We start from the raw sequence: 24,407 nt of genomic DNA, 5'->3' as shown, positions 1-24,407 counted from the left end.
GCGATCCAGGCCCGCACTTAAATAGCGCTATCCCACGGCGCCGACAACCTCACGGCGCAGTTAATCAAGCCCACCATCGAATACGTCTGCGGGAAATTGCCCCACATTTCGCCTGTCACCGGATGCGTGTCTTCCGACAGCAGGCCCAGGTGGTTGCGCGCCAGCAGCATGGTCTCAAAAATTTTGCGCGCCTCGTCTTTCCTGCCGATGCGCGCCAGGGCGTCGATGCGCCAGAAGGTGCAGATGTTGAAGGCGGTCTCGGGCTTGCCGAAGTCGTCAGGCGCCTCGTAGCGGCGCATGTAGGGACCGTCGCACAGCGATGCTTCCAGCGCGTCGACGGTGGCGATGAAACGGGGGTCCATGGGGTCGATGAAGTTGACTTCCGCCATCAGCAAGACGGAGGCGTCGAGGTCGCGCCCACCCAGGCTTTCGGCGAAGGCCTGGCGCTCCTCGCTCCACGCTTCGCGCAGCAAGCGTTCGCGGATCAGCACGGCGCGGCTGTTCCAGTGGTCGGCCCGGTCCGGCAAGCCCAGCTTATACGCCACTTTCGCCAGACGGTCGCAGGCGGCCCAGCTCATCAGCATGGACGAAGTGTGGACACGCGCCCGCGTGCGCAACTCCCACATGCCCGCGTCCGGTTCCGCATGCAAGCGGAATGCCTGGTCGCCCACGGCTTCCAGCGCGGCAAACTCGGCCTTGCCGGCCCGGTGGAACAAACGGTGGTCAAGAAAAGCCTGCGCCGCGCCCAGGACGATATTGCCGTAGACATCGTGCTGGAAGTGTTCCTGCGCCTGGTTGCCCACGCGCACGGGCCCGTTGCCCCGGTAGCCGGGCAAGTGGGCTAGCGTCGATTCCGGCAATTGCTCTTCCAGGCCGATACCGTACAGGGGCTGGATATGGCCGCCCTTCGAGCGGGCGACGATATTCGTCAGCCAGCGCAAGTACTCTTCCATCGTGCCCACTTCGGACAAGCTGTTCAGCGCGCGCACGACAAAGAAAGCGTCGCGCAGCCAGCAATAGCGGTAATCCCAGTTGCGGCTGCTGCCCGGCGCTTCCGGGATGCTGGTGGTCATGGCGGCGATGATGGCGCCCGTGTCTTCATACAGCGACAGTTTCAGGGTGATGGCGGCGCGGATAACTACATCCTGCCATTCCAGGGGCACGGCCAGGCGGCGCGTGTAGGTGCGCCAGTAGTTGACGGTTTCCTTTTCAAAGATGCGCGCCGTCTCGTCGATGCCGCCAGCCAGGGTTTCATCAGGGCCCAGCAGGAAGTTGGCGGTGCCCCCCAGCACGAAATACGTTTCGCTCAGTACATAGTTGAGCGATACATCCGTGTTCAGGCGCAAGGTCTGTTCCGGCCCCACATAGCGGATGTGGTGGCTGCCCTGCGTGATCTGCGGCGCCAGCTTGCCCCAGTCGTAGCGGGGGCGCAGGCGTACCCTGATGCGCACGGCGTGATCGAGCGGACGCACGCGGCGGATCAGCATCAGCGGGCGGAACATGCGGTCGCGGCTGAGAAAACGGGGCGCGAAATCCGTGATTTCCACGCCGCGCCCTTCCGTGTCGTACAGGCGCGTGCGCAGCACGGCCGTGTTCGGCTCGTAGAATTGCTCGCTGCGCGCATAGTTTTCAATATCGATGCCCCACACGCTGCCGTTTTCCGTCGCGTCCAGCAGGCTGTTGAACACGGGATCGCCATCGAAACGGGGCAAGCAGGACCAGACGACCTGCCCTGCCTGGTCGATCAGGGCGCTGAAGGCGCAATTGCCCACCACGCCGCAGTTGAGACTAGCCTGGATGGGCGTGACGGGTGCCGACGCGCTGGCTGCGGCAGTGGCGGAAGCAGCCAGCGAATCGGCGGCGCCGCTGGGCGTGTCATACGGTTGTTCCTGGGATTGCGTCATCATTTACTCCTTCTGGGGATACGGAGGCGGCCAGCAGCGCTGTGCGCAGGGTGCCGGGGCTGGCCAGGCGCAGGGTGGCGGCGCTGGGGCCGCTGCCCACTTTCACGCCCTGCCCGCCAACTTGTTGTACAAAGACAAAGCCTGCCTCATCGGTGGTGTCGTCGCCCGCGAATACGGGCCGGCGGCCGGCGAATGGGGTTTCCTGCATGAAGGCGGCGATGGCGCCGCCCTTGTCGGTGGCGGCCGGCTTGGCTTCCAGGACCATTTTGCCATGCAACAGCAACACCCCCGGGCACGCTTGCACGGCGGCCGTCATTTCCTGCGAGCACAAATGTTCGAGTTCGGGTGCCAGCCGGTAATGCAGGGCCACGGCGCCCCGCTTCTGCTCCACCAGCAAGCCGGGGTGAATCGCCGCCAGCGCCCGGGCGCGCGCCAGCACGGGCGACACGTCGGGCGTCACCGCTACATGCAGCGCGCCGTCCGCGCCGCGCCGCTCCACGCCATGCACGCCCGCCACCGGCAAGACCAGGGGCGCCAGCATGGCATCGATCTGCGCCACGGGACGCCCGGAAATAAGGGCCAGCGCGCCGCCATGGCGCTCGGCCAGCAGCGCCAGCGCTTCCACCACACCCGGTTCCAGGCGCACGCCATCGGGCGTGGGCGCCAGGTCGACCAGGGTGCCGTCGAAGTCGAGAAAGACGGCGCTGCCGGGGGTACTCAGCAGCGCCAAAAGGGCAGCGCTATCGTCAGGCATGTCCGTCATCAAATCCCCTTGCGCCGCTTGATGCGGCTGTGGGCGTCGATCTTGGTCATGACCTTGTCGCGCTGGCGCAAACGGGCCGCGTCCAGCAGCATGCGGCCGGCCCAGCGGTAGACATTGAAATGTTTCACGCGGGCACGCATGCTCTTCATGCGCTCGCGCTGCTCCACGGGCGGCATCACCAGGCCACGGTACAAGGCATCAGCGCCCTGCTCGATATGATACGGATTGATGATCAGCGCTTCATGCAGTTCCCGCGCCGCGCCCGTGAATTGGGACAGCACCAGCACACCCATCTCATCGTCGCGCGCGGCGATGAATTCCTTGGCCACCAGATTCATGCCGTCATGCAAGCTTGTCACCATGCACACCTCGGAAGCGCGGAAATAGCGCTGCAAGTCGTCCTGGCCATGGTGTTCGGCTTTCAGCAGGATGGGCACGTAGTTGCCGCTGCCGAAGCGGCGGTTGATGCGCTCGACCATCTTGCGCACGCGGGCATCGAAACTTTGATATTCGTCCAGGGAAGCACGGCTGGGGGCGGCAATTTGCACGAAAGTAAAATTGCCGACCATGCCAGGCTGCTGTTCCAGCATGCGCTCGACGGCCTGGAAGCGCTCGACGATGCCTTTCGTGTAATCGAGGCGATCCACGCCGATGCCCAGCAAGTGATCGGGCGCCACGCCCAGCTCGGCACGGATTTGCGCGCGGCAGGTAGCCACGTCGGGCTGTGCCGGATCAACTTCCGGCCAGGCGATGGAAATCGGGTAATCCTCCACCTGCGTCATCTCGCCGCCATACGAAATCGTCGACGCTTCCGGCTCGATGCGGGTTTCCAGGTAGCGGTCCACCGTTTCCAGGAAATTCTTGCGGTGGAATGGCGTGTGGAAGCCGAGGATCGTGCTGCCCAGCAAACCGTCGAGGATTTCTTCGCGCCACGGGCAAATGCCGAACGATTCCGAGTTAGGCCAAGGGATATGCCAGAAGGTAATAATCGTCGCTTTCGGCAAGGCTTCGCGCACCATGCGCGGCAGCAAGGCGAAGTGGTAATCCTGCACCAGCACGACGGGATTGTCCGTCTTCGCCTCGGCGATCACGGCTTCGGCGAAGCGGCGGTTGACCTTCACATACTGATCCCAGTCGGACGAGCGGAACACGGGGCGCACGTGGGCGATATGGCACAGCGGCCACATGCCTTCATTGGCGAAGCCATAATAATAGCCCTGCTCTTCCTCTTCCGTCAGCCACACGCGGCGCAAGGTATAACTGGGATGATCGGGCGGCACGGGCACGTGGTCGAGTTTATCCACCGTTTCGCGGTCGGCGGAACCGGCGCCATGCGCGATCCAAGTGCCAGAGCAGGCGCGCATCACCGCTTCCACGGCCGTGACCAGGCCGCTGGCCGGGCGCTGCACCGCTATCCCATCTTCCGTTTTGGTGTGGATATACGGTTCGCGGTTCGATACCACCAGCACTTGATCTCCCGCAAGATCCGCTTCCAGCAAGCCGCGCAGTTTTTCCGGCGTCCATTCCGAGGTCCAGCCACTGTCGCCCTGGCGTTCCAGATGGTACTCCTGCAGCAATTCGCGCAAGTCGCCGATCAGCGGCTGCATTTCCGGCGGCGGCGCGGGCGCGGCGGCGGGCGCATCGGCGGCCTGGACGGCCATGGCGCTGCGCGGCATCAACTCGCCCCGCAATATATCCTTCACGGCCGACAGCCAGCCGCGCCAGCTCAGATGCGCCACGAACACGGTCATCAGGGAAATCAGCACGGCCAGCACGGCCAGGAAGGCAAAGATGAAACGCTTGGTATCCGTATTGCGGCGCTCGACAAAGCTCATGTCCTGCACCAGCACCAGGCGGCCCAGCTGGGTCGCGTCCTGCATGACGGGAGTTTCGCTGATGTGGACTTGCCCTTGCGGCAACTGCGCCAGGGATTTGTACAGGCCGCCCGTGGAAGGCGTGGTCCAGCAGCCGATGGAGGCCGGGAATTGCGCGGATTGGTAGACGAGGTGGCCCGCATTGTCGCAAAAGCCGATGGCGATCAGGCGTTCGTCGCGCGTGGCGCCCTGGAACAGTTCTTTGACGCGCGTGGCGTCTTGGGCGGGCAGGTATTCGCTGAGCGAGGGCCGGAGTGTTCCAGCAAGCAATTCCGCCCGGCTGTCGAGGTCGCGCACATACCAGCGCAAGGTAATATTATCGAGCAGGGGTACCACAATATAAGCAAACAATCCCAGCACCAGGGCCAGTGGCAGGATGAAGCGCAAGGACATTCGGAGTGATCGTACTATCATCGTTTTCCTTTGCAGACATAAACAACCATTGCAAGTATGGCTACATTTCCAAAAAGGCGGCGCCCGTTTGCTTTGCGTATTGAAACGTCAACGTGACATGGCGCACCGCAGCAATTTCTGCCAGTATCTACCTTGATCCAAGTCTTATCCGTACGGCAACGCACGCCCCCGCGACGTCATCTGCCCGTAAAATAGCCGCTTCCGATATCCATCTCACCATTTCAAGGAGTTTTCGCCTATGGATCTCAGCACGTTCCACTCGCTGATGGGAGGCCCGCTGCGCTCGGCGCTGACCGTGCTCGTTTCCGCCCTGCTCGTCACCCTGGTCGCCATCGTCGTGCACCGGGCCGGCATCGGCTTGCTGAAAAAACTGGCCAATGGCCACCCGTTCACCAGCAACGTCGCGCGCGTGGCCTTCCGCGCCAGCCAGCTGTGCATGATCGTCTTCGGCCTGCGCATGGTGCTGGCCGGCGCGCCCGACGACACGCCGGGCCTGGTCGCCATGTCGCATCTCACCAGCGTGGCGCTGATCATCGCGCTGACCTGGCTAGCCATGCAATGCATCGAGTCGCTTTCCATCACGATTTCCCAGATCAATCCCGTCGACGCGGCCGACAACCTGCGCGCGCGGCGCCGGATCACCCAGGCGCGCGTGCTGACGCGCAGCGCACACGCCATCGTCGTCATCCTAGGCCTGTCCTTCGTACTGCTGACCCTGCCGGGCGCGCGGCAGATTGGCGCCAGCCTGCTCGCTTCGGCCGGCGTGGCAGGCCTGGTGGCCGGTATCGCCGCCCGCCCCGTGCTCGGTAATTTCATTGCAGGGCTGCAAATTGCGTTCTCTCAACCCATCCGCATCGACGACGTGCTGATCGTCAATGGCGAATGGGGCACGGTCGAGGAAATCAAGGGCACGTATGTGGTCGTGCGCGTGTGGGATGAACGGCGTTTGATCGTGCCGCTGCAGTGGTTCATCGAAAATCCGTTCGAAAACTGGACGCATACCTCTTCGGACATCCTGGGCACGGTGTTTCTGTGGCTCGATTTCAGCATCCCGATCAAGCCGCTGCGCGCGGAACTGACGCGCATCTGCGAGTCCGCCACACAATGGGATGGCCGGGTCTGCACGGTGCAGGCGACGGATTCGAACGAGCGGGCCGTGCGCGTACGCTTTCTGATCAGTGCGAAAGATTCGGGCACGGCCTTCGAACTGCGCTGCATCGTGCGCGAGCAGATGCTGGCATTTATTACGGCCAATTACCCGCACGGCCTGCCCCGCCTGCGCTCCACGCACGACCCCATCGAAGTGCGCGAGATGCAGGCGCAGAACGACAGCGTGTCGCTGTACAAGGCTTAGGACCAGGCTAAAAACCAGGCTTGAAAAAACCTGCGGCGCGCTGCCCTGGCCCACGCGCCGCTACAATGGCCGCATGAGCACCACCGCCTGGTTCATCCTGATCGGCTGCCTGATGCTGGCGCGTGGCCTGGGCGCCGACCGCATCGCGCGCCTGCCATTGACTTCGGCCATGGCTTACCTGGGCGTGGGCCTGCTGCTGGGGCCCATGTTTCTCGGCCTGTTTGCGTTCGACCTGCTGCAGCAGGCCCCGCTGCTGGAAACCCTGACGGAAATCGCCGTCCTCATCTCCCTGTTTTCCGCCGGCGTCAAGATGCCCGTCCCCTTCAGCCTGGCACGCTGGCTGCCGTCGCTGCGCCTGGCCTGGCTATCGATGGCTGTCTCCGTGGCGCTGGTGGCGGCCTTTGCGTGCCTGGTGCTGGGCCTGCCCCTGGGTGCGGGCGTGCTGCTGGGCGCCATCCTCGCGCCCACCGATCCCGTGCTGGCTACCGACGTGCAGCTGCGCCATGCGGGCGACAGCGAGCAATTGCGCTTCATGCTGACCAGCGAAGCGGGCATGAACGATGGCAGCGGCTTTCCTTTCGTCATGCTGGGCCTGGGCTTGCTGGGCCTGCATGAGCTGGGGCCGCATGGCGCCACCTGGCTGTGGCGCGATTTATTCTGGGCCAGCGGGGCCGCCATCGCCCTGGGCGCGGCCGGCGGCGCGCTGCTGGCCTGGCTGGGCTGGCAGGTGCGCGCCAAGGAACCGAAACACGCGATGCTGGACGACCTGGCCGCCCTGGGCCTGATCGCCCTCGTGTATGGCGTGGCGACGTGGCTGCACGCCTGGGGCTTCCTGGCCGTATTCTTTGCCGGCGTGGCCCTGCGCCAGACGGAACTGCGGCTGGCCGGCGCGCCGAAGGACAGGCAAGGCTTGCTGCAAGCGGAGGAAACCCACGCGGTGTCCGCCACCAAGCCGCACGACAGCGAGGTGCCGCTGACCGTCAGCGGCGAATCGCTCGTCTTCAAGGAACACCTGGAACGCCTGTCCGAACTGACCCTGGTGCTGTTGCTGGGCGGTACTGTCACGGCGGCCGCCTGGAGCTGGCAGGCGTGGAGCGTGGCACTGTTCCTGCTGCTGGTAGCGCGCCCGGCCAGCGTGATGCTCGGTTTGCTGGCTTCGGGCACCAGCGTGCGCCTGCGGGGCCTGGCCGCCTGGTTCGGCGTGCGCGGCATCGGCTCGCTGTACTACCTCAGCTATGCCATCGCGCATGGCTTGCCGCGCACCCTGGCGCGCGAACTGGCCGACATCACCATCGTCGTCGTCATCCTCTCCATCGTCGCGCACGGCCTGACCGTCAAACCCCTGCTGGAACGCTACTGGCGCAAATAACTGGTGCAAATAAGCACTGGTCAGCCCCCTTTGTCATTGCTGCAAAGCAATGTTTTGTCAATTGCCCCTATGACGGGCGGAAATATTGTTAAGATAATTAAAAACGGTAAAAGAGAGAATCAATGAAACGAAGAAGCGTGCTGGGACTGGGTGTCTCACTGGCCCTGCTGCAAACGGGCTGCGCCACCGATCCGGCCAGGCTGGCGTGGGAAACAGAATTTGACGGCTTCATGCGCGACGGGCTGGCCCGCACGGAAACGCCGGGCATGAGCGTGGCCGTGGTGCGCGGAGAGCAAACCATTTTCGCGCGCGGTTATGGCTGGGCCGACATCCAGGCCGGCAAGAAGGCCGATGCCAACACGGTGTTCCATGTCGCCTCCGTCAGCAAGCTCGTCACGGCCACGGCCGTCATGATGCTGATGGAACAGGGCGTCTTCCAGCTCGACGACAAGGTGGCCGCCTATCTGGACTTCCCGCTCATGCATCCGAAGTTTCCCGACGTGCCCATCACCTTTCGCCATTTGCTCAGCCACACGTCAGGCATTTCCGATGCCGTGTACGAAAAGACGACGGCGTTTGCCGTGCAGGGCGATCCGCGATTACCCCTGCGCGACTTCGTCAAGGGCTATCTGTCGCGCGGCGGCGCCTGGTATGACGCGGATGTATCGTTTGCCGCCCGGCCCGGCACGGAATGGCGCTACAGCAATGTGGCCATCGCCCTGCTCGGCTATCTGGTGGGCCGCTTGAACCCCGACGGTCTTGATGCCTACACGCACGAGCACCTGTTCGAGCCACTGGGCATGGACAGCACAGCCTGGAATCTGGCCGGCTTGCCGCGGCGGGCCATCGTTGCCCAGCCATATGCGCACAAGGAGCCGGGCCTGCAAGTGCTGCCGCCAGTCGGCTATCCGGACTGGCCGGCCGGCCTGCTGCGCAGCTCGGCGCATGATTTTGCCCGCTTCCTGGCCATTTTCAGCAATGGTGGCCGGGTCGATGGCCACCGCTACCTGCAAGATGCCACCCTGCAATTATTTTTTGCCCCGCAAACGGCTGCCGTCGTGCCTGCCGATTCGTCCGTGCGCCAGGCCCTGGTGTGGCTGCTGCGCGATGTCGACGGCAAGGCGCTGGCCACGCACAGTGGTGGCGACCCGGGCGCCGCGTCCGTCGTCTGCGTCGACCGCGCCAGCAAGACCGCCGTGCTCGCCTTCGCCAACGTCGGCGCCGACAAGGAGTTTCGTTCGTTCCAGAAAGAAGTCGTGCTGCGCCTGCTGGCGCATGGCGGCAGCGGCGCGCGTGCTGTCAAGAAAGGCTAGGCGCCGAACCAGCCGCGCAGTTTCTCGGCGGCGCGTTCCTTGACGTCGGCCGTGATATAGGTGGCGACCGTGGCAACGGCCGCCGCCAGCACGGCCAGGTCATCCGCATAACCGATCACGGGCGTGATGTCGGGAATCGCATCGATGGGGGATATGAAGTAGCCGAGCGCGCCGTAAATGGCCGTCTTGGCCCATAGCGGGGTGTTCGGCTGCTGCGCCGCGTAGTATAGCCACAGGGCTTTCTCGATGACTTCGCGCCCTGCCGTCTTGGCGAACTTGACGACCTTGTCCCAGAAGCTGTCTTCCGTGTATTTCTTTTCATACTGTTTGTCGGCCTGGGGGGCGTGGTCTTCTTCCAGATTCTTTTTTCTGCCAAACATCTGTTGCTCCTGTCTGCCGCGCACGGCGTTACGAATGCGCACCTTAGCATAACGGCGCGCCGGACGGGCGGTGTGCAAGGTAAGCTATCGTCATGGAAATATCTGCTACCACTACGGCCCGCGCCGCCGGCCTGCGCTACACGGGCGACCATCAAAGCGGCATCATCCGCCTGGGCAAGCCCGGCAAGTTCCGCTACCGCGACGGCGAAGGCCAGCTCCTGCGCGATGCCGCCACCTTGACGCGCATCAAGGCACTGGCCATCCCCCCGGCCTGGACGGACGTGTGGATCTGCGCGCGTGCGAACGGCCACCTGCAGGCGACGGGGCGCGATGCGCGGGGCCGCAAGCAATACCGCTACCATGCGCGCTGGCGCGCGGTGCGCGACGAGGCCAAGTACGAGCGCATGCTCAGCTTTGGCGGCGCCCTGCCCGTCATCCGCGCCGCCGTCGCGCGCGGCATGCAGCTGCCTGGCTTACCCCGTGAAAAGGTACTGGCCACCATCGTGCACTTGCTGGAATTGACGATGATGCGCATCGGCAACGAAGAATATGCGCGCACGAATAAATCGTTCGGCCTGACCACCCTGCGCACGCGCCACGTGCAGGTCGATGGCAGCGCCGTGGCATTTCACTTCAGGGGCAAGAGCGGCGTGCGCCACGATATCCGCCTGAGCGACCGCAAGCTGGCCAGGGTGCTGCAACGCATGCGCGAGCTGCCGGGGCAGGAACTGTTTCAATATGTCGATGAAAACGGCGAGCGCCACGGCATCGATTCGGGCGACGTCAACGATTACTTGCGCGAGGTGACGGGCGAGGATTACACGGCCAAGGATTTCCGCACCTGGTCCGGCACCGTGCTCGCCGCGCTGGCCCTGCAGGCGTTCGAGCAAGTCGATTCCCAGGCGCAGGCCAAGAAGAACATCGTGCAGGCGATCGAGTCGGTGGCAAAAAAACTAGGCAACACGCCGACAATCTGCCGCAAGTGCTATGTGCACCCGGCCGTGCTGGCGTCGTATCTGGATGGCAGTCTGTTGGAAGGCATGCGCGTACGGGCGCGCCAGCAGTTGCAGGAAGACTTGCCGGCGCTGGCGCCGGAAGAAGCGGCCGTGCTGGCCTTGCTGCAGCAACGGCTGCAAGGGGCAGCTCAAGTCAAGCCTGGCGCCCAGGCTGGCAGTGTGCCGACAGCTTGAGGGCATCGCTGCTGCACACCGGCAAGGCGCCGTGGCCCGCATCGCGCGCCACGGCGGCCGGTGTGGCATCGCTCGACTGCGCTTCGCCAGTACTCATCAACGTCGCCGCCAGGGTCGAGAAGGTGAACAGGCAGATCAGCAGGAAAGGCTTGTTCACGTGAATGGACTGGTCTGGCTTGTGCATCGCATACTCCATCGGATTGGTTTGGCTGTTGCAGCTTGAACACGATCATCGCGTGTTTCCACAAGGCATACAATCAGACAGTTTCGACAAGACGGGTAGGACAACGCTGACAGGCTCAACAATCGCGGTTCATGGTTAAGGTATCATCCTGCGCAAATGTCCAAGCGAGCGCGGCCAGTCACGGAGCGCGCCAGGCATTTCATTGCAAAGCAAGCCTTGCGGAGGGATATGGTCGTAGTGCCACGGCCGGTTCACGTCTTCCACCTGCCCTGGCAGCGTTGGATCGTCATCGGGAAACCGCCGCATGAGCCAGCCACGCCGGACCTGGTCAACGCGGGCGCGTTGATCCCACCCGACAGTATGTGGGTCGCTTAATCAGGCCGGCAAATCGGACAGTTCCAGCTCCGAAAACCCGGCCCGGCGCCGCGCTTGCAGGTTGAACGGGCCGCGCAGGGTGGGCGCTTCATAGCGCAGGGCCAGTTCGGCATACGTGGCACGCAACTCCAGGCCCCGCTGCTGGCACAGGTAGCCATACCAGCGGTTGCCGATTTCCACATGCCCCACTTCATCGTGCAGGATGATGTCGAGGATGGCGGCGGCGGCCATGTCGCCCGCCTGCGCCAGCTTGGCGCGCAGCGGTGGAATCGCGTCCAGGCCCCGCGCTTCCAGGGTGCGCGGCACCAGCGCCATGCGCGCCAGCACGTCGCCGCGCGTCTTGTCGACCATTTCCCAGAGGCTGTCGTGCCCGGGAAAATCGCCATACGTATGGCCCAGCACCTGCAGATGCGCCTGCAGCATGGCGAAATGCGTGGCTTCTTCCTTGGCCACGCGCAGCCAGTCCGTGTAGTAGTCAAAGGGCAGGTCCGGGAAGCGCCACAGGGCGTCGAGTGCCAGGTTCATCGCATTGAATTCGATATGCGCGAGCGCATGCACGAGCATGGCGCGCCCTTCCGACGTGATCATTGAACGCCGCCCCACCAGGCGCGGCGGCACCAATTCCGGGCGCTCGGGACGGCCCGGCACGGGGCCGGTGGGGGCCAAAGGCGATTGCGCATCGAGTGCCAGTGGCGCCTCGGCCATGGCCGCCACCATCGCCACCTTGGTTGCCGGGTCTGGTTCGAGCAGGCAAGCAAGCGCATACGTGCGCAATTCCTGTGGCGGCGTGGAGGTCAATGAAGATGATGCGTGCATGGTGCTTCCTTCCTGCGCTGATTCCAGCAAGGGCCGCAGTGTATCAAATGTGGCTGAAGTGGCGTACTGGGGTCAGACCCGCCGGGTCTGACCCCGGCCTTGCCCCAGCAACCAATCCAGCAGCGCCTGCACTCTCGCCGGCAGTGGCCGGGCGGCATGCACGAGGTAATACGCCTGCGGGCTGGCCAGGGTAAATCCGCCAAACGGCAAGACCAGCTGGCCGCTAGCCAGCCACGGCTGCACCAGCTGGCGCCGGCCCATGGCCACGCCCGCGTGGTGGATGGCCGCCTGCGCGCACAGGTCGGCGCGGTCGAAACGCAGGCTGCGCACGGGCAAGTTCACCTCTGGCGCCTGCGCGTCCAGCCACAGGCGCCACTCGGCATCGGGCGCGCAGGCGGGCCAGGCCAGGGTGTCGTGCAGCACCGTCGCGCCGGACAGCTGTTGCGGCGCGTCAAACAAGCCGTGCTCGCGTGCATACGCGGGACTGCACACGGGGGCCAGCCATTCGTCCATCAGCTTGCGCGATGCGAGGCCGGGGAAGCTGCCGTCGCCATAGTGCAAGGCCAGGTCGACCTGGCCCGCGCGAAAGTCCACGCTATCATTGCCCACACGCAAGTCAATCGACAATGCCGGATATTGCGCAGCGAACCCTGCCAGGCGTGGCACCAGCCAGCATTGCGCCACCGAGGGGCGCGCATGCACGGTGATGCTGCCCGCCAGCGTATCGCCGCCGGCAATGGCCGCATGCAAGCCATCCCAGCCAATTTGCAGCGCGGCGAAGATGCGTTCGCCGTCTTGCGTCAGTTTTACCTGCCGCGTCAATCGTTCGAACAGGCGCAGGCCCAGGCTCGCTTCCAGGCGGGCGATGCGGTGGCTGACGGCGCTGGGCGTGAGCGCCAGTTCCTGCGCGGCCAGCGCGAAGCTGGCGTGGCGCGCCGCCACCAGGAAGGTGTGCAGGTTGGCGAACTGGCTGGCCGTCAGCGTGGCCTTGAGCGGCGCGCCGGCCGGCATCAGGCGGCTCCGGCCACCAGCAGTGCGCGGCCACGGGCCACGTAGGCGGCCATTTCCTCTTGCGGCACCATGCTGCCGCCCGTACCCCACACCAGGTGCGTCGCCGTTTCCAGGTGCTGCTGATATTGCGGCGCGGCCAGCACAGGTGCTATGCCCGCGAAACCGGCCACGGCGGACGGTTCCAAACGCAAGCCTTGCGTTTGCTCAAGCGTCGCCAGCAAACGGTACAGTTCTTCATCCGTGACGGTGGCGTAGCCGTCGATCAACCGCTGCATGGCGCGCCCGACGAAGCCGGAAGGCCGGCCCACGGCCAGGCCATCGGCGGCCGTGAGGTTGTCGATGCCGATCTCCTGCACGCTGATGGCTTCATGCAAGCCCGTGTACACACCCAGCAGCATGCACGGCGAGTGGGTCGGTTCGACGAAGACGCAGTGAACAGCATCGCCAAACGCCAGCTTCAAGCCGAAGGCCACGCCGCCGGGGCCGCCGCCCACGCCACACGGCAAATACACGAACAGGGGGTGATCCGCATCCACATTGACGCCGTTTGCGTCGAACTGGGCTTTCAGGCGCTGGCCCGCCACCGCGTAGCCGAGAAACAGATCGTGCGAATTTTCATCGTCGACGAAGTGGCAGGTCGGGTCGCTCTCCGCCTGCCTGCGCCCCGCTTCCACGGCCACGCTGTAGTCGGTCGCGTACTCGACGACGGTGACGCCATGGCTGCGCAATTTATCCTTTTTCCACTGGCGCGCGTCAGCCGACATGTGCACGGTGGCGCGAAAGCCCAGACGCGCGCTCATGATGCCGATCGACAAGCCCAGATTGCCCGTGGAACCGACGGCGATCGCGTACTGGCCGAAAAACGCCCGCACGGCGTCGCTGGCCAGCAGGCTGTAATCGTCGCCCTCCTTGAGCAAACCCGCGTCCAGCGCCAGCATTTCCGCGTGCTTCAGCACTTCATAGATGCCGCCACGCGCCTTGATGGAGCCGGAAATGGGCAAATGGCTATCCTGCTTGAGCCATAGCTGACCGCTCGTCATGCCTAACGCCAAACCCAGCGCCGCCTGCATGGCAGGCAGCGGCACGACGGGCGACTCGATGATGCCGCCGCTGGCCTGCGTTTCAGGAAATGCCTTGGCCAGATACGGCGCAAAGCGCGCCAGGCGCGCGCTGGCGTCCGCCACGTCAGCAGCCGTCAAGCCCACGTCGTTCAAGGCTTCGGCCGACGGCGCGATGCCGGGATTGAACCAGCTCAAGGGCTGCAAGGCCATCAGGTCTGTAATCAGGGGAAATTTTTCGCGCAGCGCGGCGATGGCGGAAGTGGGCAGCATGGCAACCTCGTGAAGGAACAAGCCATGATTAGACCGCATCCGGGCGCCGCTGGCAAAGGATGGTTGATCAAGCAATGGATGACGAGAGGTCATCTGTCATGCTGCTACAGAAAACACCATGCTATTCGCCAGGAGCAAGGGCCGTGGATTTTCTGCTGCTTAAGAACGATGCGATGAACACGGCTGGAAAACAGCCCAGCCAAAGATAGCATCCGGCACCGAACCCCAGCGCCGTGTAGTAACCATTATCAATGGGAATTGTCTTGATGCCAAAGGTAGTCAGTGCCAGTGCAAAGCCAAAAAAGGCGGCCACCATTGCGGCACTGGGCTTCTCTTTCGAGAAGTACATGGCAAAAATAAGCAGCGGATTGGCAAACCAGGCAAAACTGCCGGTCAACGGCCCTAACCAGCCGAGCAATAACACGCCCCCACCCAGCAAGACTTCGTGGGAGTCCACGATTGCCGTTAACAACAAGGATGCCACATACGCGACAACGGTCAGGGACAGCACGATGGCGGCGGCGTCTTCGCCTAGCAGTTTGCGGGGAAAAATACCAATCCCCTTACGGAGTAAGCGGCATGGAGCCCACTTCATACCACACCCGCAGACCCCGCTCAACCAAGGTTATCGTCATCGAGCCCCTGGTTTCCGTGATGGTTTCGATGTTGACAGGACGGACACCCGTTTTCTGCAGCCATTCATTGGCCAATACCAGCGATCTGTCGATGCCATCGGAGAGAGGACTGCCTGAAGTCGACGAACGAAAATCTTTAAATGCGATCATGTACACCCTTTTTGCAAGTCAGCATCATCCACCGACAACGACGAGCCTCGCTATTGCACTCCTGTGTGGAAAATGCCGGAAACAGTAAGTTGTAAACAATAACAAATTACCGAAACGAAACATGCGCACATTGTCACGAACATCTGGCTGTCGCCGATACGAAAAGTCAGCGGGCGCCTTCCGCTCCCGGCATCGGCAGCAGGAAGACGCCCTTTCTGATGGCAACCTTAGAACTTGAGCTGCAGCCCTAGATCAATCGACCGGCCCTCGGCCGGCAAGGCTTGCAGCTCGCCACCGTTCGCCTTCAAGCCCGACAAATACACGCCACCGAGCGGGTCCGCATACGTGCGATTGAACAGGTTGCTCACGCCCGCGCTCAGGCTAGCCATCTTGCTCAATGCCACGCTGCTGCGCAGGTTCACGAGGGCATAGCCGCCCGTTTCCGGCTCAAAGCGGCGGGCGTCGACCTTGTCCTTGCGGGCAACGATCTTCGTTTCGATGCGGCTGCTCCAGGCGCCCAGCTTGTGCTCGACGGCCAGCAAGGCGTTGAACGGCATCATGCGGTAGAGGTCGCCACCATCGCTGCGCTTGCCCCGCGTGTAAGCAGCATTGCCCGTCGCCATGAAGCGGCCCCAGCGTGCGCTGCTGGCCAGCGGCAGCTGCCATGCCACATTGGCGCCGTACAGCTTGGCGTCGTGGTTGGCGAAGCGCAGCAAATTGCCGTTCGCGCCCATTTTCATATACGGGTGGAAAGACGCCAGCACATCGACATCGATGTAATTGTCGACCTTGCTGTAATAGGGATTGACGCGCAGGAACCAGCCCTCCTCGCCGCCGCCATGCCAGTCGGCCGTGAAGGCTGCCGTGTAAGCCGTCTCGGGCTTGAGGTCGATATCGCCCACGTAACCGTTGCCATCGCCAAACCAATTGGTCATGGTCATGGCCATCGAACCGCGGCCCCACGAGTAGCGCTCGTACAGATTCGGCGAGCGCACCTTGCGCGCCAGCGCGAATGCATAGTTGCTGGCAGCGTCCGGTGTGAAGGTCGCTTGCGCCGAGGCATCAATATTCGTGTCGCGCTGGCTCCGGTCGCGCGCATTGAAGGCCCTGGCGGCCATCACGTCCGGCATGTTCATCATATTGGTCCCATACGATTGCACGTCGCCCGTGTCCATGCGCACGGATTCGCCGCGCAAGCCCAGCACGCTCGTCCAGCGCGCATCGTGGCGCGTTTCCAGTTCGCCGAACAGCACGGTGCGGTCGCGCTTGCCGTCGTTGATGTTCAGATAGGTGCGCGGCCCCATCATCATGGAACCGGGTACGGCCGGCCAGTAATCGTCGAGGCGAAAACCGTGCCACTCCTGCCCCAGGCGCAACTCGCCCATGCCCGTGGGCAGGCTGGCCATCAACGCATAGCCCGTGTTGCGCCCGTGCGTCAGCATCGGCATCGTGCCAGTGCGCTCGGGCGTAAAAAAGCCCATTTCATGGTCCGTCTGTTGCCAGTAGGCACGCGCATCAAGCACGCCCCAGCCGAATTCGCCCTTGTAAGCGAGATTGGCGAACTGGCCGTGGTTGTCCGTCATGTCCATATACTGGTTCGGAAAGCCCTGGTACGGGATGTGCTGCACGCCGGCGCGCAGGGTCAGCTGCTGGCCCTGGCCTTTTGCCGCCAGCACGATGGCCTGGTTGATGCTCTCGAACATGCTGCCCAGCACCTTGTTGCCATGACCATCGTCATAGCTGTGGCCGCGTGTATAGGCGCCGCTGTAGCCGACGCTCAGGCTGTCGCTGGCGGCCGAGGCATGCACGCTGGTCGCCACGCTATTGTTGACGCTGCGGCCCGACACGGCAAAGCTGCCTTGCGTCAACAGCGGCGCGCCGGGCTGGGCGAACACGGGTACGTTCGATTGCACCTCGATGGTGCCGGCTATGCTGTCGCCGCCCGCGCTGACGGGCGTGACGCCGGCGATCAGGCGTATGCGCTGCACTTGTTGCGGATCAATGTAGGAAAGCGGCGCATTCATGTGATTGGCACAGGCCGACGTCAATTCCATGCCGTCGATGCGAATCTTGATGCGGTCATCCGCAAAGCCATTGACCACTGGCAAGCCGGACACCCCGCCGCCTGCCGCCACGCTATAGCCAGGCGTACTGCTGAGCATCAGCGCCGTGTCGGCGACGGGCCGGTAGCCATCACCAATGGCCGTAACGATGACTTTCATCTCGGGCAGGACGGTGCTATCTGCTTCATTGCGGGATTGCGCCAAGGCAGGCATGGCGATGGCGAGGGAAATCAATAACGGTAAATGTTTCATGGTGCTGCTTTCAAATTCTGTATAGGTAAGTCGAACAGACGCAAGCGCACGACACGCGCGGCGCAAGGCTGTTCAGGAAAAGAGACAGATCAGAAAGCGGCGGGCGGGCCACGGGGCTGGACGGGCGTCCAGGCGAACAGCGGCGTGGCGGACTGGTAGAACAGCTCGGGCAGCAAGCCCGTGAGCAGTTCTCCGGAAGCGAGCACGAGAGAGGTGGGCGGAATCGATAAAGTGTCAGCATGCATGCTGCAGCAGGGGCAATCAGCCATGCGCATGCCCGATTTTTCAGGCGCCGATGGCTGCTCCGCGCTGTAGCGGATGGGCATGGCTTGCATGCCGCCCGCCACCGAGCAGATTTCCAGGCTGGGCACGGCCATGCCGCTGGCGACCGTCAGCGCGCGCGACACCGTAGGGGCGAGCGTGGCCAGGAAGATGGCGATACACGCGATCCACAGGACGATGCTAGCCTTGCTTTTGCTGATGAACATGGCAACATTGTATCAGGGCAAGCACCCTGCGCACAGGGCGCAGGTCAAACCTGACTTACAACGCCTAACAAAACCGTAGCGAGCGGAAGGAAGAGGTGGCTGAGAAGCGCAACCGTGCTTGAGCACGGTGAGCATCGCAGGCCGCCTATACCGACGCGCAGTAGGTTTTGATAGGCGTTCTTACAAATCCACCTTCATCGACAGCTTGATGGCGCGCGGCGCACCCGAGGCCAGGCGCGTGCCGGCGCCGGCCCAGTAGCGCTTGTCGGCAAGGTTTTCCACGTTCAGCTGCCACACGACAGACTTGTCCATCACGCGGCTCGCATAGCGGGCGCCCGCACTGAACAGTGTCACTCCGCCCAGGAAGGCCTGGTTCAAATCGTTGACGGGACGGGCGCTGTAGTAATACGCGCCGCCGTTGACGGACAGGCCCGGCACAGCGTCAAACGCGTAGGCGAGGAAGGCGCTGGCCGTGCGCTTGGAAGCGTTTTCCGGCGCCTTGCCGTTGTAATCGGCATTGATATTGGCAAACTTGGGGTCGAGGAACTGGGCCGACGTCTGCCACGACAGCTGGCGCGTCAGCTTGCCCTGCGTCGACAGTTCCAGGCCGCGGTAGCGCTGTTCGCCATCCGACGTAAACACATTGCTGGCATCCGTGTAATAGCCGGGGCGCGTGATGTCGAACAGCGCGGCCGACAGCAAGGTGCCAGCAGGCGTCAGCCAGCGCGCGCCCAGTTCCTTTTGTTTACTCACGCCGGGCGCCATCTTGACGCCCTGGTTGACGGTGCCCGTCGGGCCTGTCTCTCCCTCTTCCAGCCCCCGCGCCGTGGACGCGTAGAACGACAGTTCGGGCGTGGCCTTGTAAATCAGCGAGGCCATCGGCGTCGTCTTGCTGACGTCGTAGTGGCTGGCGCCCTGGTCGCTTTGATAGCTGCTGCGGCGCACGCCGATGACGCTTTGCCATTGCGGGCTGAAGACCATGCGGTCGAGCGCGTACAAGCCCGTATCGCGCGTGTCGAGCGCAGCCGTCGTGGGCGAAGTTGGCTTGGGACCGAACACGACATTCGTCACGGGCACAGGGTTGTACAGGTTTTGCGACGCAATCGTGTAATTGCTCTGGTAAATCGGGTCTTGCGACTTGTCCGTGCGCGAGGCGCCCAGGGTCAGTTCATGGGCAATCAAACCCGTGTGGAAATTGCCGGCCAGTTCAAAGCGCAGCAAGTCCGACGCCGTCACGCTGTGCTGGATATTGCCCGTGATGCGGCCCGCGCCCGTGGCCAGTGCCGCCGCATTGTTCAGGCGAAAGATGGCCAGGCGGCGGTCGCGCGCCGTTTCCGAGTGGCCCGCCTCCACCGTCAAGGCCCAGCCATCCGTGATGGCGTAATCGGCGCGCAATTGCGCGTTTTTCGTTTGCGCCTCGAAAGCGGACCAGTCGGGGCCGATCAGCTGGCGCGGATCGACGGCGCGAGGCAAGGTGATCACGCCTTTCACGGCGGCCGGCAAGGCCACGCCCGCCTGCTCCGTCACCTTGCGGCGCTCGTATTCCAGGTCCGCCTTCAGCAGCAGTTTGTTGGTCACGCGCCAGTCCAGCGCCGTGGAGATAAAACGGCGGTTGCCGTTGCCGACATGGTCCAGGTAAGAACCCAGGGTGCCACCGGCCGCATTCAGACGCACGCCGAATTCCTGCTGGGCGCCAAAACGGCGGCCCACGTCGACGTTCGCCACGGCACTGCCCCGGTCATCGAGGCTCAGGCCCATGCTGGTGACGGGCTGGCTGCCGGCCCGCTTGGTGACGAAGTTGACGACGCCGGCCGGCGAGGTGAAACCGTAGTACAGGGCCGAAGCGCCTTTCAGCACTTCCACCCTTTCCTTGTTTTCCATGGGTACTTGCGAGAAGTTCATGATGGGCATGGAACCGTTGAGGCGGTAATTCGTGCGGTTTTCCACGGCGATGCCGCGTATCACCAATTGGTCCCAGGTTTCGCCGCCATTTTGCTGGCGAGTCACGCCGGCCGTATTGCGCACGGCATCGTACAGGCCGGAGACGGCTTGCTGTTCCAGCAATTCGCGCGTGATCACGTTAACGGTCGATGGCACATCCATGATGTTGGCGCCGCGAAAGCTGCCCGCCTCCGTAGTGACGGGCACCAGACCTTGTGCCCGTGCGCCCGTCACTTGCACGGCTTGCATGACTTTCGCATCGTCCGCCGTCAAGTCGTCCTGGCCGCTGGCCCCATTGACCGCCAGCGCGGCGTGGGGAGCGAAGGCCAGCGACAGCGAAGCGGCGAGTGGAAGCAGGCGGGTGCGGAGAGAAACGACAGGCATGACATCGGGCTTTCAATGAGAAAATATGTACAAATGGAAACTTACGGTAAGCGAGCATGATACTCGTAATGAGAATCATTATCAAGAAATGGTGAGTTTGTGTGAGTTTTACAGAAGAAACAAGCTCCCTCTGGCGCCTGTTATCACATGAACACGTTTGGATTTTGCAGACGAGGCCGCAAAGAGGCATACTGACAGTCACGGCGCACAGGTGCGCCGCCCAACAAGATCAAAAGGTAAGTTCGTGAACACAATCGACAACAAAAGCGTGCAGACGAAAACATTTCGCTGGAAACGCTGGCAGCGCTGGGCCGTTGGCACAGGCTGCGCCCTGGCCGCCTACAGTGCGGCCGGCTTCTGGCTGGTGCCCTACGTCATCAAAAACCAGTTACCCAAATTTGCCGAAAAAGAACTCGCGCGCCAGGCCAGCATAGACGACGTACGCTTCAACCCGTTTACCTTGCGCCTGGAAGCGGACAAGATCGATTTCAAGGAAGCGGCCAGCGCGGATGGCAAAACCGGTGCGCCGCTGCTGTCCATTGGTGCGCTGGCCGTGCAACTGGAATGGAAGTCCATCGTGCGCCGCGCCTGGAGCCTGGCAGAAATCCGCATCACGGCACCGCAAACGCATATGACGATCACGCCCGACGGCAAGTTCAACCTGGCCGAAGTGCTGGCCACCTGGCAACGCAATCACCCGGAAAAGACCGACGGCGGCATGCCGCGCCTCGTCATCGCCCACTTTGCGCTGGAGCAAGGCAAAGTGGACTGGCAAGATCAAAAGGCCGGCTATGCGGACAACTTCACGCCGATCAACTTCACGCTCGATAATATCTCCACCCTGCCCGACGCCAACGGCAGCTATAGCCTCAGCGCCGATGCGGCGCGCGGCGGCAAGCTGCACTGGCGCGGCACGGCCTCGCTCAGCCCCATCCGTGGCGAAGGCGAACTGATCCTGAACGACGCCTCCCTGCCCGGCCTGGCCGCGTATTTGAAAGCCTATACGCGCGCGCAAGTGACTAGCGGCAAGCTGTCCGCGCGCCTGCCCTACGCCTTTTCCTATACCGACGGCAAGCTGGAAGCCACGGTCAAAGGCGCTGGCCTGGCCTTGCGCGACCTGGCGCTGGTACGCGACGGCAAGGGAGAAGCATTTACGTCGCTGAACACCTTGGGTATTGCCGGCGTGAACGCCGACCTGGCGCACCAGAACGTCACCGTCGATAAAATCAATCTGTATGGCGGCAAGGTGGCCGTGCGCCGCGATGCCAGGGGCGAAATCGACGTGGCAAATTTGATGCTGCCAGGCAACCCTGCACCGACAAGCTCCGCCGCGCCTACCCCACCATCCAAGCCTGGCAGGTGGAAGGTGGACTTGAAGCAATTGGCGCTGGCCAACGTGGACGTGTTCGCCATTGATGAAACCGTTTCGCCGGCCCTGCAACTGAGCGCCAGGCAGCTGCAGCTGAACCTGCAACTGGCCTTGCAGCAGGCGCAGGCGGGGAACAGCATCATTGTCGATGGCGCCAGTTTCGGCCTGGCCGATCTCACCATGCAGCGCGGTGCACAAACACCGTTCAAGCTGGACCAATTGGGCTTTACGGCAGGCAAGATCGATCTGGCAGCGCATACCGTGCACCTGGGCGTGCTGACGGCCAGTGGCGCGCAGATCGACCTGGCGCGCAACCGCCAGGGGGAATTTGCAATTTCGCAAAAGCTACCGGTCTTTGGCTCCGGCAAAGCCGACGCAAACAAGGACGCACCATCCGCACCATGGTCCACCAAGGTGGACAAGGTGGAACTGAGCAAGTTCGGCGCCCGTTTCGATGATGCGGGCACTGGCATCAAGGGCAACTTGCAGGATGCACGCCTGTCCCTGCACAACGTCAGCAACGACATGAAACAGGCGCTGCCGTTCGAGCTGGGCGTGGGCTTGCGCGAAGGCGGCTTGCTCACGGCCAATGGCAAGTTCGTGCCTGGCACGGGCGCCGTCGATGCGCAGCTGAACCTGAAACAGCTGACCCTGGCGCCAGTGCAACCCTTGCTGGCGCAGCATGTGAAGCTGAAACTGGCGGGCGGCTCGCTCTCCGGCAGCGGCCGCCTGACGACGGGCGGCGGTGCGCCGAAAGCGCCAAAAGTACGCTATGAGGGCGGCGTTGATATCGCCGGCCTGGTGCTCAATGAAACGGATGGCAAGCGTTTTGCGTCGTGGAAGAGCGTGCGCGCCGACAAGCTGACGGCCAGCGTGGGCCCCGATTTTGTCGACATCCCCGAACTGCGCGTGGTGGAACCGAACGCCCAGCTGATCATCGAAAACGACCGCAGCCTCAATGCGCAGCGCCTGCTGGTCAAGGCGCCGGAGCCGGCAACAGCGCCGTCCGCCGCCGCCCCCGTCGCCACCGCCACGCCGGCGGCCGACGCCGCCTTCCCCGTGCGCGTGCGCCGCGTGCGCCTGCAAAACGCCAAGCTGGACTTCGCCGACCTCAGCCTGCGGCCCCAGTTCGCCGCCAAGATCTATGAACTCAATGGCGTCGTCACGAGCCTGTCGACGAAACGCGATGCGCGCAGCCAGATCGAACTGGATGGCCGCATCGACGAATTCGGCCTGGCCCGCGTGCGCGGCCAGCTGAACCCGTTCGCGCCCACCGACAACACGGACTTGAATGTGGTCTTCAAGAACGTCGACATGGTGTCCGCCTCGCCGTACACGATGAAATTCGCCGGCTACAAGGTGGCCGAAGGCAAGATTTCGCTGGATTTGCAATACAAGGTGCGCAACCGCCAGCTCGACGGCACCAACCAGATCGTGCTCGACAAGCTGACCCTGGGCGAGCGCATCGACAGCCCGGACGCCCTGAAACTGCCTTTGGAACTGGCGCTGGCCATCCTCAAGGATAGCGACGGGCGCATCGACCTCGGTTTGCCCGTGTCGGGTGACATGAACGACCCGCAATTCAGCTATGGCGCCCTGATCTGGAAAGCCTTGGGCAATGTGCTGACAAAAATCGTCACGGCGCCGTTCCGCGCGCTGGGCAACTTGCTGGGCATCAGCGCCGACAAGCTCGAAGCCATCGACTTCGACGCGGGCAGCGCCGTGCTGCTGCCGCCCGAACGGGAAAAGCTCAAACAGGTGGCGCAAATCCTGGCCAAACGCGAACAGCTGAAGCTGGCCGTGCCGGGCCAGTACAGCGACACGGATGCGGCTGCCCTGCGCGCCCAAGCCGTGCGCCGCGCCGTCGCCGCCAAGGCCGGCATCAAGCTGGAAGCGGGAGAAGAACCGGGACCGTTGAACCTGGGCGAACGCAAGATACGGGGCGCCCTGCGCGACCTGTACGGCGAACGCTTCGGCAAGGCCGAGCTGGACAAGCAGAAGAAGGCGGCGGAATCGGCCGCGCCGGCGACAGCGGCGGCCTCATCTGCCGCCTCCGCTCCCGCAGCGGCAAAAATCCCCGTCTTCCAACGTTTGGGCAAGCTGATTGAAGGCGAGCCGCAAGTGGCCGATACGGGCGCCTTCTATACCGGCTTGCGCGAACAGCTGGAAGCCAAGCAGCCCTTGCCTGCCGATGCCTTGAGCAAGCTGGGTACCCAGCGCAGCGCAGCCATCCTGGCGGCCCTGCAGCAGGACGGAACGCCAGCAGCCAGGGTCAGCGCGGGCCCCCCGGAAAAAACGGAGGCCGCGCCGGGCAAGCTAGTGGGCCTGAAGCTGGGATTGGCTGCGCAGTAATCGACAGGCGTTGCCGCAACAAGCTTGCGGCAACGCCATGCAAGCGGCAGCAGTGCCGGCTGCTTGCTATGCGGACCGGCAAGCCGACGCGCGTATATGGCTACCCAGTCTGGCACCGTAGAAGACCAGCAGCGAAAATGCAGCCAGCAGGGGCAGTGCCAGCAAGGCAAACCCGTAAGTAACAAAGACCACCGGCAGCCATAAAATCAACACACCGACGAAGGTCGCCATGCCGATGGTTCGATGTTGTGGACGCTGGATAAAAAAACCCTGGCATATGCCGATGACCAATCCGCATGAAGCGATGGCCAATACATGCACCATGCCTGGGAAATTTTCAAAGCTCGTGTAGACGAGAAATACCGCGAGAAAGCTCAGGACGGCACTGAGCGCTCCAATCAATCTGGTCCTGGCTGTACTCATGGCTGCCTTTCAAATAAAACAAGCGCAGGTGGCCGAGTGCCGCCATGCGCAATTGCATGCGGCACCATCCAC

19 protein-coding genes are annotated in these 24,407 nt (G+C 63.3%); 5 read left to right on the top strand and 14 right to left on the bottom strand.

What is annotated here, in order from left to right; genetic code table 11:
* Positions 1 to 17 precede the first annotated feature (17 nt).
* Genes CLU92_RS05855 through CLU92_RS05845 form a run of 3 tightly spaced genes read right to left on the bottom strand, consistent with a single transcriptional unit; the run spans position 18 to position 4,934 of the window.
* Positions 18 to 1,904 (bottom strand): glycoside hydrolase family 15 protein, encoded by a 1,887-nt coding sequence (locus tag CLU92_RS05855; protein WP_101481129.1) that lies wholly within the window; start codon positions 1,902 to 1,904, stop codon positions 18 to 20.
* Entirely contained in the window at positions 1,876 to 2,667 is a 792-nt protein-coding gene (gene otsB / locus CLU92_RS05850; RefSeq protein WP_101481128.1) for a trehalose-phosphatase, read from the bottom strand. The genes CLU92_RS05855 and otsB overlap by 29 nt, the downstream gene beginning before the upstream one ends.
* Entirely contained in the window at positions 2,667 to 4,934 is a 2,268-nt protein-coding gene (locus CLU92_RS05845; RefSeq protein WP_101481127.1) for a trehalose-6-phosphate synthase, read from the bottom strand. The genes otsB and CLU92_RS05845 overlap by 1 nt, the downstream gene beginning before the upstream one ends.
* A gap of 259 nt (positions 4,935 to 5,193) precedes the next feature.
* On the opposite strand from CLU92_RS05845, the gene CLU92_RS05840 reads away from it, so the two are divergent.
* The 3 genes from CLU92_RS05840 (at position 5,194) to CLU92_RS05830 (ending at position 8,991) form a co-directional block, all read left to right on the top strand.
* Positions 5,194 to 6,309, top strand: a complete 1,116-nt coding sequence (locus CLU92_RS05840; RefSeq protein WP_101481126.1) for a mechanosensitive ion channel family protein — start codon at positions 5,194 to 5,196, stop codon at positions 6,307 to 6,309.
* 73 nt (positions 6,310 to 6,382) lie between these two features.
* The gene (locus CLU92_RS05835) at positions 6,383 to 7,678 is read left to right on the top strand and encodes a sodium:proton antiporter (protein ID WP_101481125.1); all 1,296 of its coding nucleotides are present in this window, start codon (positions 6,383 to 6,385) and stop codon (positions 7,676 to 7,678) included.
* Between the two features lie 122 nt (positions 7,679 to 7,800).
* Complete coding sequence (locus tag CLU92_RS05830; protein WP_101481124.1) at positions 7,801 to 8,991, top strand: serine hydrolase; 1,191 nt, start codon at positions 7,801 to 7,803, stop codon at positions 8,989 to 8,991.
* Here the strand turns inward: CLU92_RS05830 and CLU92_RS05825 are convergent.
* Positions 8,988 to 9,371, bottom strand: coding sequence for a YkvA family protein (locus CLU92_RS05825; RefSeq protein ID WP_101481123.1), 384 nt, complete (start codon positions 9,369 to 9,371; stop codon positions 8,988 to 8,990). The genes CLU92_RS05830 and CLU92_RS05825 overlap by 4 nt on opposite strands.
* Positions 9,372 to 9,463: 92 nt before the next feature.
* On the opposite strand from CLU92_RS05825, the gene CLU92_RS05820 reads away from it, so the two are divergent.
* On the top strand, positions 9,464 to 10,561 hold the full coding sequence (locus CLU92_RS05820) for a DNA topoisomerase IB (protein WP_101481122.1): 1,098 nt from the start codon (positions 9,464 to 9,466) through the stop codon (positions 10,559 to 10,561).
* Here the strand turns inward: CLU92_RS05820 and CLU92_RS05815 are convergent.
* The 9 genes from CLU92_RS05815 to CLU92_RS05780 all read right to left on the bottom strand — a co-directional run bounded on the left by CLU92_RS05815 (position 10,521) and on the right by CLU92_RS05780 (position 20,191).
* A complete protein-coding gene (locus CLU92_RS05815) occupies positions 10,521 to 10,745 on the bottom strand; it encodes a hypothetical protein (protein WP_101481121.1) in 225 nt (74 codons plus the stop codon). The two genes, CLU92_RS05820 and CLU92_RS05815, sit on opposite strands and share 41 nt — an antisense overlap.
* Before the next feature lie 375 nt (positions 10,746 to 11,120).
* A complete protein-coding gene (locus tag CLU92_RS05810; RefSeq protein WP_101481120.1) occupies positions 11,121 to 11,936 on the bottom strand; it encodes a ferritin-like domain-containing protein in 816 nt (271 codons plus the stop codon).
* 72 nt (positions 11,937 to 12,008) lie between these two features.
* Positions 12,009 to 12,947, bottom strand: coding sequence for a DNA-binding transcriptional regulator DsdC (dsdC, locus tag CLU92_RS05805; RefSeq protein WP_101481119.1), 939 nt, complete (start codon positions 12,945 to 12,947; stop codon positions 12,009 to 12,011).
* Complete coding sequence (locus CLU92_RS05800; protein WP_101481118.1) at positions 12,947 to 14,278, bottom strand: D-serine ammonia-lyase; 1,332 nt, start codon at positions 14,276 to 14,278, stop codon at positions 12,947 to 12,949. Before CLU92_RS05800 ends, dsdC begins: the two co-directional genes overlap by 1 nt.
* A gap of 121 nt (positions 14,279 to 14,399) precedes the next feature.
* Positions 14,400 to 14,873 (bottom strand): hypothetical protein, encoded by a 474-nt coding sequence (locus CLU92_RS05795; RefSeq protein ID WP_101481117.1) that lies wholly within the window; start codon positions 14,871 to 14,873, stop codon positions 14,400 to 14,402.
* The gene (locus CLU92_RS27415; RefSeq protein ID WP_133991750.1) at positions 14,842 to 15,063 is read right to left on the bottom strand and encodes a hypothetical protein; all 222 of its coding nucleotides are present in this window, start codon (positions 15,061 to 15,063) and stop codon (positions 14,842 to 14,844) included. The genes CLU92_RS05795 and CLU92_RS27415 overlap by 32 nt, the downstream gene beginning before the upstream one ends.
* 227 nt (positions 15,064 to 15,290) lie before the next feature.
* Complete coding sequence (locus tag CLU92_RS05790; RefSeq protein WP_101481116.1) at positions 15,291 to 17,378, bottom strand: TonB-dependent receptor; 2,088 nt, start codon at positions 17,376 to 17,378, stop codon at positions 15,291 to 15,293.
* 89 nt (positions 17,379 to 17,467) lie between these two features.
* A complete protein-coding gene (locus tag CLU92_RS05785; RefSeq protein WP_101481115.1) occupies positions 17,468 to 17,866 on the bottom strand; it encodes a DUF2946 domain-containing protein in 399 nt (132 codons plus the stop codon).
* A 180-nt stretch (positions 17,867 to 18,046) separates the two neighbouring features.
* The gene (locus tag CLU92_RS05780; protein ID WP_180338444.1) at positions 18,047 to 20,191 is read right to left on the bottom strand and encodes a TonB-dependent siderophore receptor; all 2,145 of its coding nucleotides are present in this window, start codon (positions 20,189 to 20,191) and stop codon (positions 18,047 to 18,049) included.
* Between the two features lie 244 nt (positions 20,192 to 20,435).
* Here CLU92_RS05780 and CLU92_RS05775 point away from each other — a divergent pair, with 244 nt between their 5' ends.
* The gene (locus tag CLU92_RS05775; RefSeq protein WP_257560991.1) at positions 20,436 to 23,912 is read left to right on the top strand and encodes a DUF748 domain-containing protein; all 3,477 of its coding nucleotides are present in this window, start codon (positions 20,436 to 20,438) and stop codon (positions 23,910 to 23,912) included.
* 66 nt (positions 23,913 to 23,978) lie between these two features.
* Here the strand turns inward: CLU92_RS05775 and CLU92_RS05770 are convergent, their stop codons facing one another.
* Positions 23,979 to 24,335, bottom strand: a complete 357-nt coding sequence (locus CLU92_RS05770; RefSeq protein WP_101481114.1) for a hypothetical protein — start codon at positions 24,333 to 24,335, stop codon at positions 23,979 to 23,981.
* Positions 24,336 to 24,407 lie beyond the last annotated feature (72 nt).

This window comes from Janthinobacterium sp. 61 (assembly GCF_002846335.1).
In the GTDB taxonomy this organism is placed as follows: Bacteria; Pseudomonadota; Gammaproteobacteria; order Burkholderiales; family Burkholderiaceae_D; genus Janthinobacterium.
This window is presented reverse-complemented; position numbering and strand designations above follow the sequence as displayed.

Coding starts and splice junctions, on each gene's coding strand:
- CLU92_RS05780 (WP_180338444.1), bottom strand. CDS start 20,191: ATGCCTGTCGTTTCTCTCCGCACCCGCCTGCTTCCACTCGCCGCTTCG.
- CLU92_RS05790 (WP_101481116.1), bottom strand. CDS start 17,378: ATGAAACATTTACCGTTATTGATTTCCCTCGCCATCGCCATGCCTGCC.
- dsdC (WP_101481119.1), bottom strand. CDS start 12,947: ATGCCGGCCGGCGCGCCGCTCAAGGCCACGCTGACGGCCAGCCAGTTC.
- otsB (WP_101481128.1), bottom strand. CDS start 2,667: ATGACGGACATGCCTGACGATAGCGCTGCCCTTTTGGCGCTGCTGAGT.
- CLU92_RS05820 (WP_101481122.1), top strand. CDS start 9,464: ATGGAAATATCTGCTACCACTACGGCCCGCGCCGCCGGCCTGCGCTAC.
- CLU92_RS05815 (WP_101481121.1), bottom strand. CDS start 10,745: ATGCACAAGCCAGACCAGTCCATTCACGTGAACAAGCCTTTCCTGCTG.
- CLU92_RS05830 (WP_101481124.1), top strand. CDS start 7,801: ATGAAACGAAGAAGCGTGCTGGGACTGGGTGTCTCACTGGCCCTGCTG.
- CLU92_RS05800 (WP_101481118.1), bottom strand. CDS start 14,278: ATGCTGCCCACTTCCGCCATCGCCGCGCTGCGCGAAAAATTTCCCCTG.
- CLU92_RS27415 (WP_133991750.1), bottom strand. CDS start 15,063: ATGATCGCATTTAAAGATTTTCGTTCGTCGACTTCAGGCAGTCCTCTC.
- CLU92_RS05845 (WP_101481127.1), bottom strand. CDS start 4,934: ATGTCCTTGCGCTTCATCCTGCCACTGGCCCTGGTGCTGGGATTGTTT.
- CLU92_RS05855 (WP_101481129.1), bottom strand. CDS start 1,904: ATGACGCAATCCCAGGAACAACCGTATGACACGCCCAGCGGCGCCGCC.
- CLU92_RS05825 (WP_101481123.1), bottom strand. CDS start 9,371: ATGTTTGGCAGAAAAAAGAATCTGGAAGAAGACCACGCCCCCCAGGCC.
- CLU92_RS05770 (WP_101481114.1), bottom strand. CDS start 24,335: ATGAGTACAGCCAGGACCAGATTGATTGGAGCGCTCAGTGCCGTCCTG.
- CLU92_RS05795 (WP_101481117.1), bottom strand. CDS start 14,873: ATGAAGTGGGCTCCATGCCGCTTACTCCGTAAGGGGATTGGTATTTTT.
- CLU92_RS05785 (WP_101481115.1), bottom strand. CDS start 17,866: ATGTTCATCAGCAAAAGCAAGGCTAGCATCGTCCTGTGGATCGCGTGT.
- CLU92_RS05840 (WP_101481126.1), top strand. CDS start 5,194: ATGGATCTCAGCACGTTCCACTCGCTGATGGGAGGCCCGCTGCGCTCG.
- CLU92_RS05835 (WP_101481125.1), top strand. CDS start 6,383: ATGAGCACCACCGCCTGGTTCATCCTGATCGGCTGCCTGATGCTGGCG.
- CLU92_RS05810 (WP_101481120.1), bottom strand. CDS start 11,936: ATGCACGCATCATCTTCATTGACCTCCACGCCGCCACAGGAATTGCGC.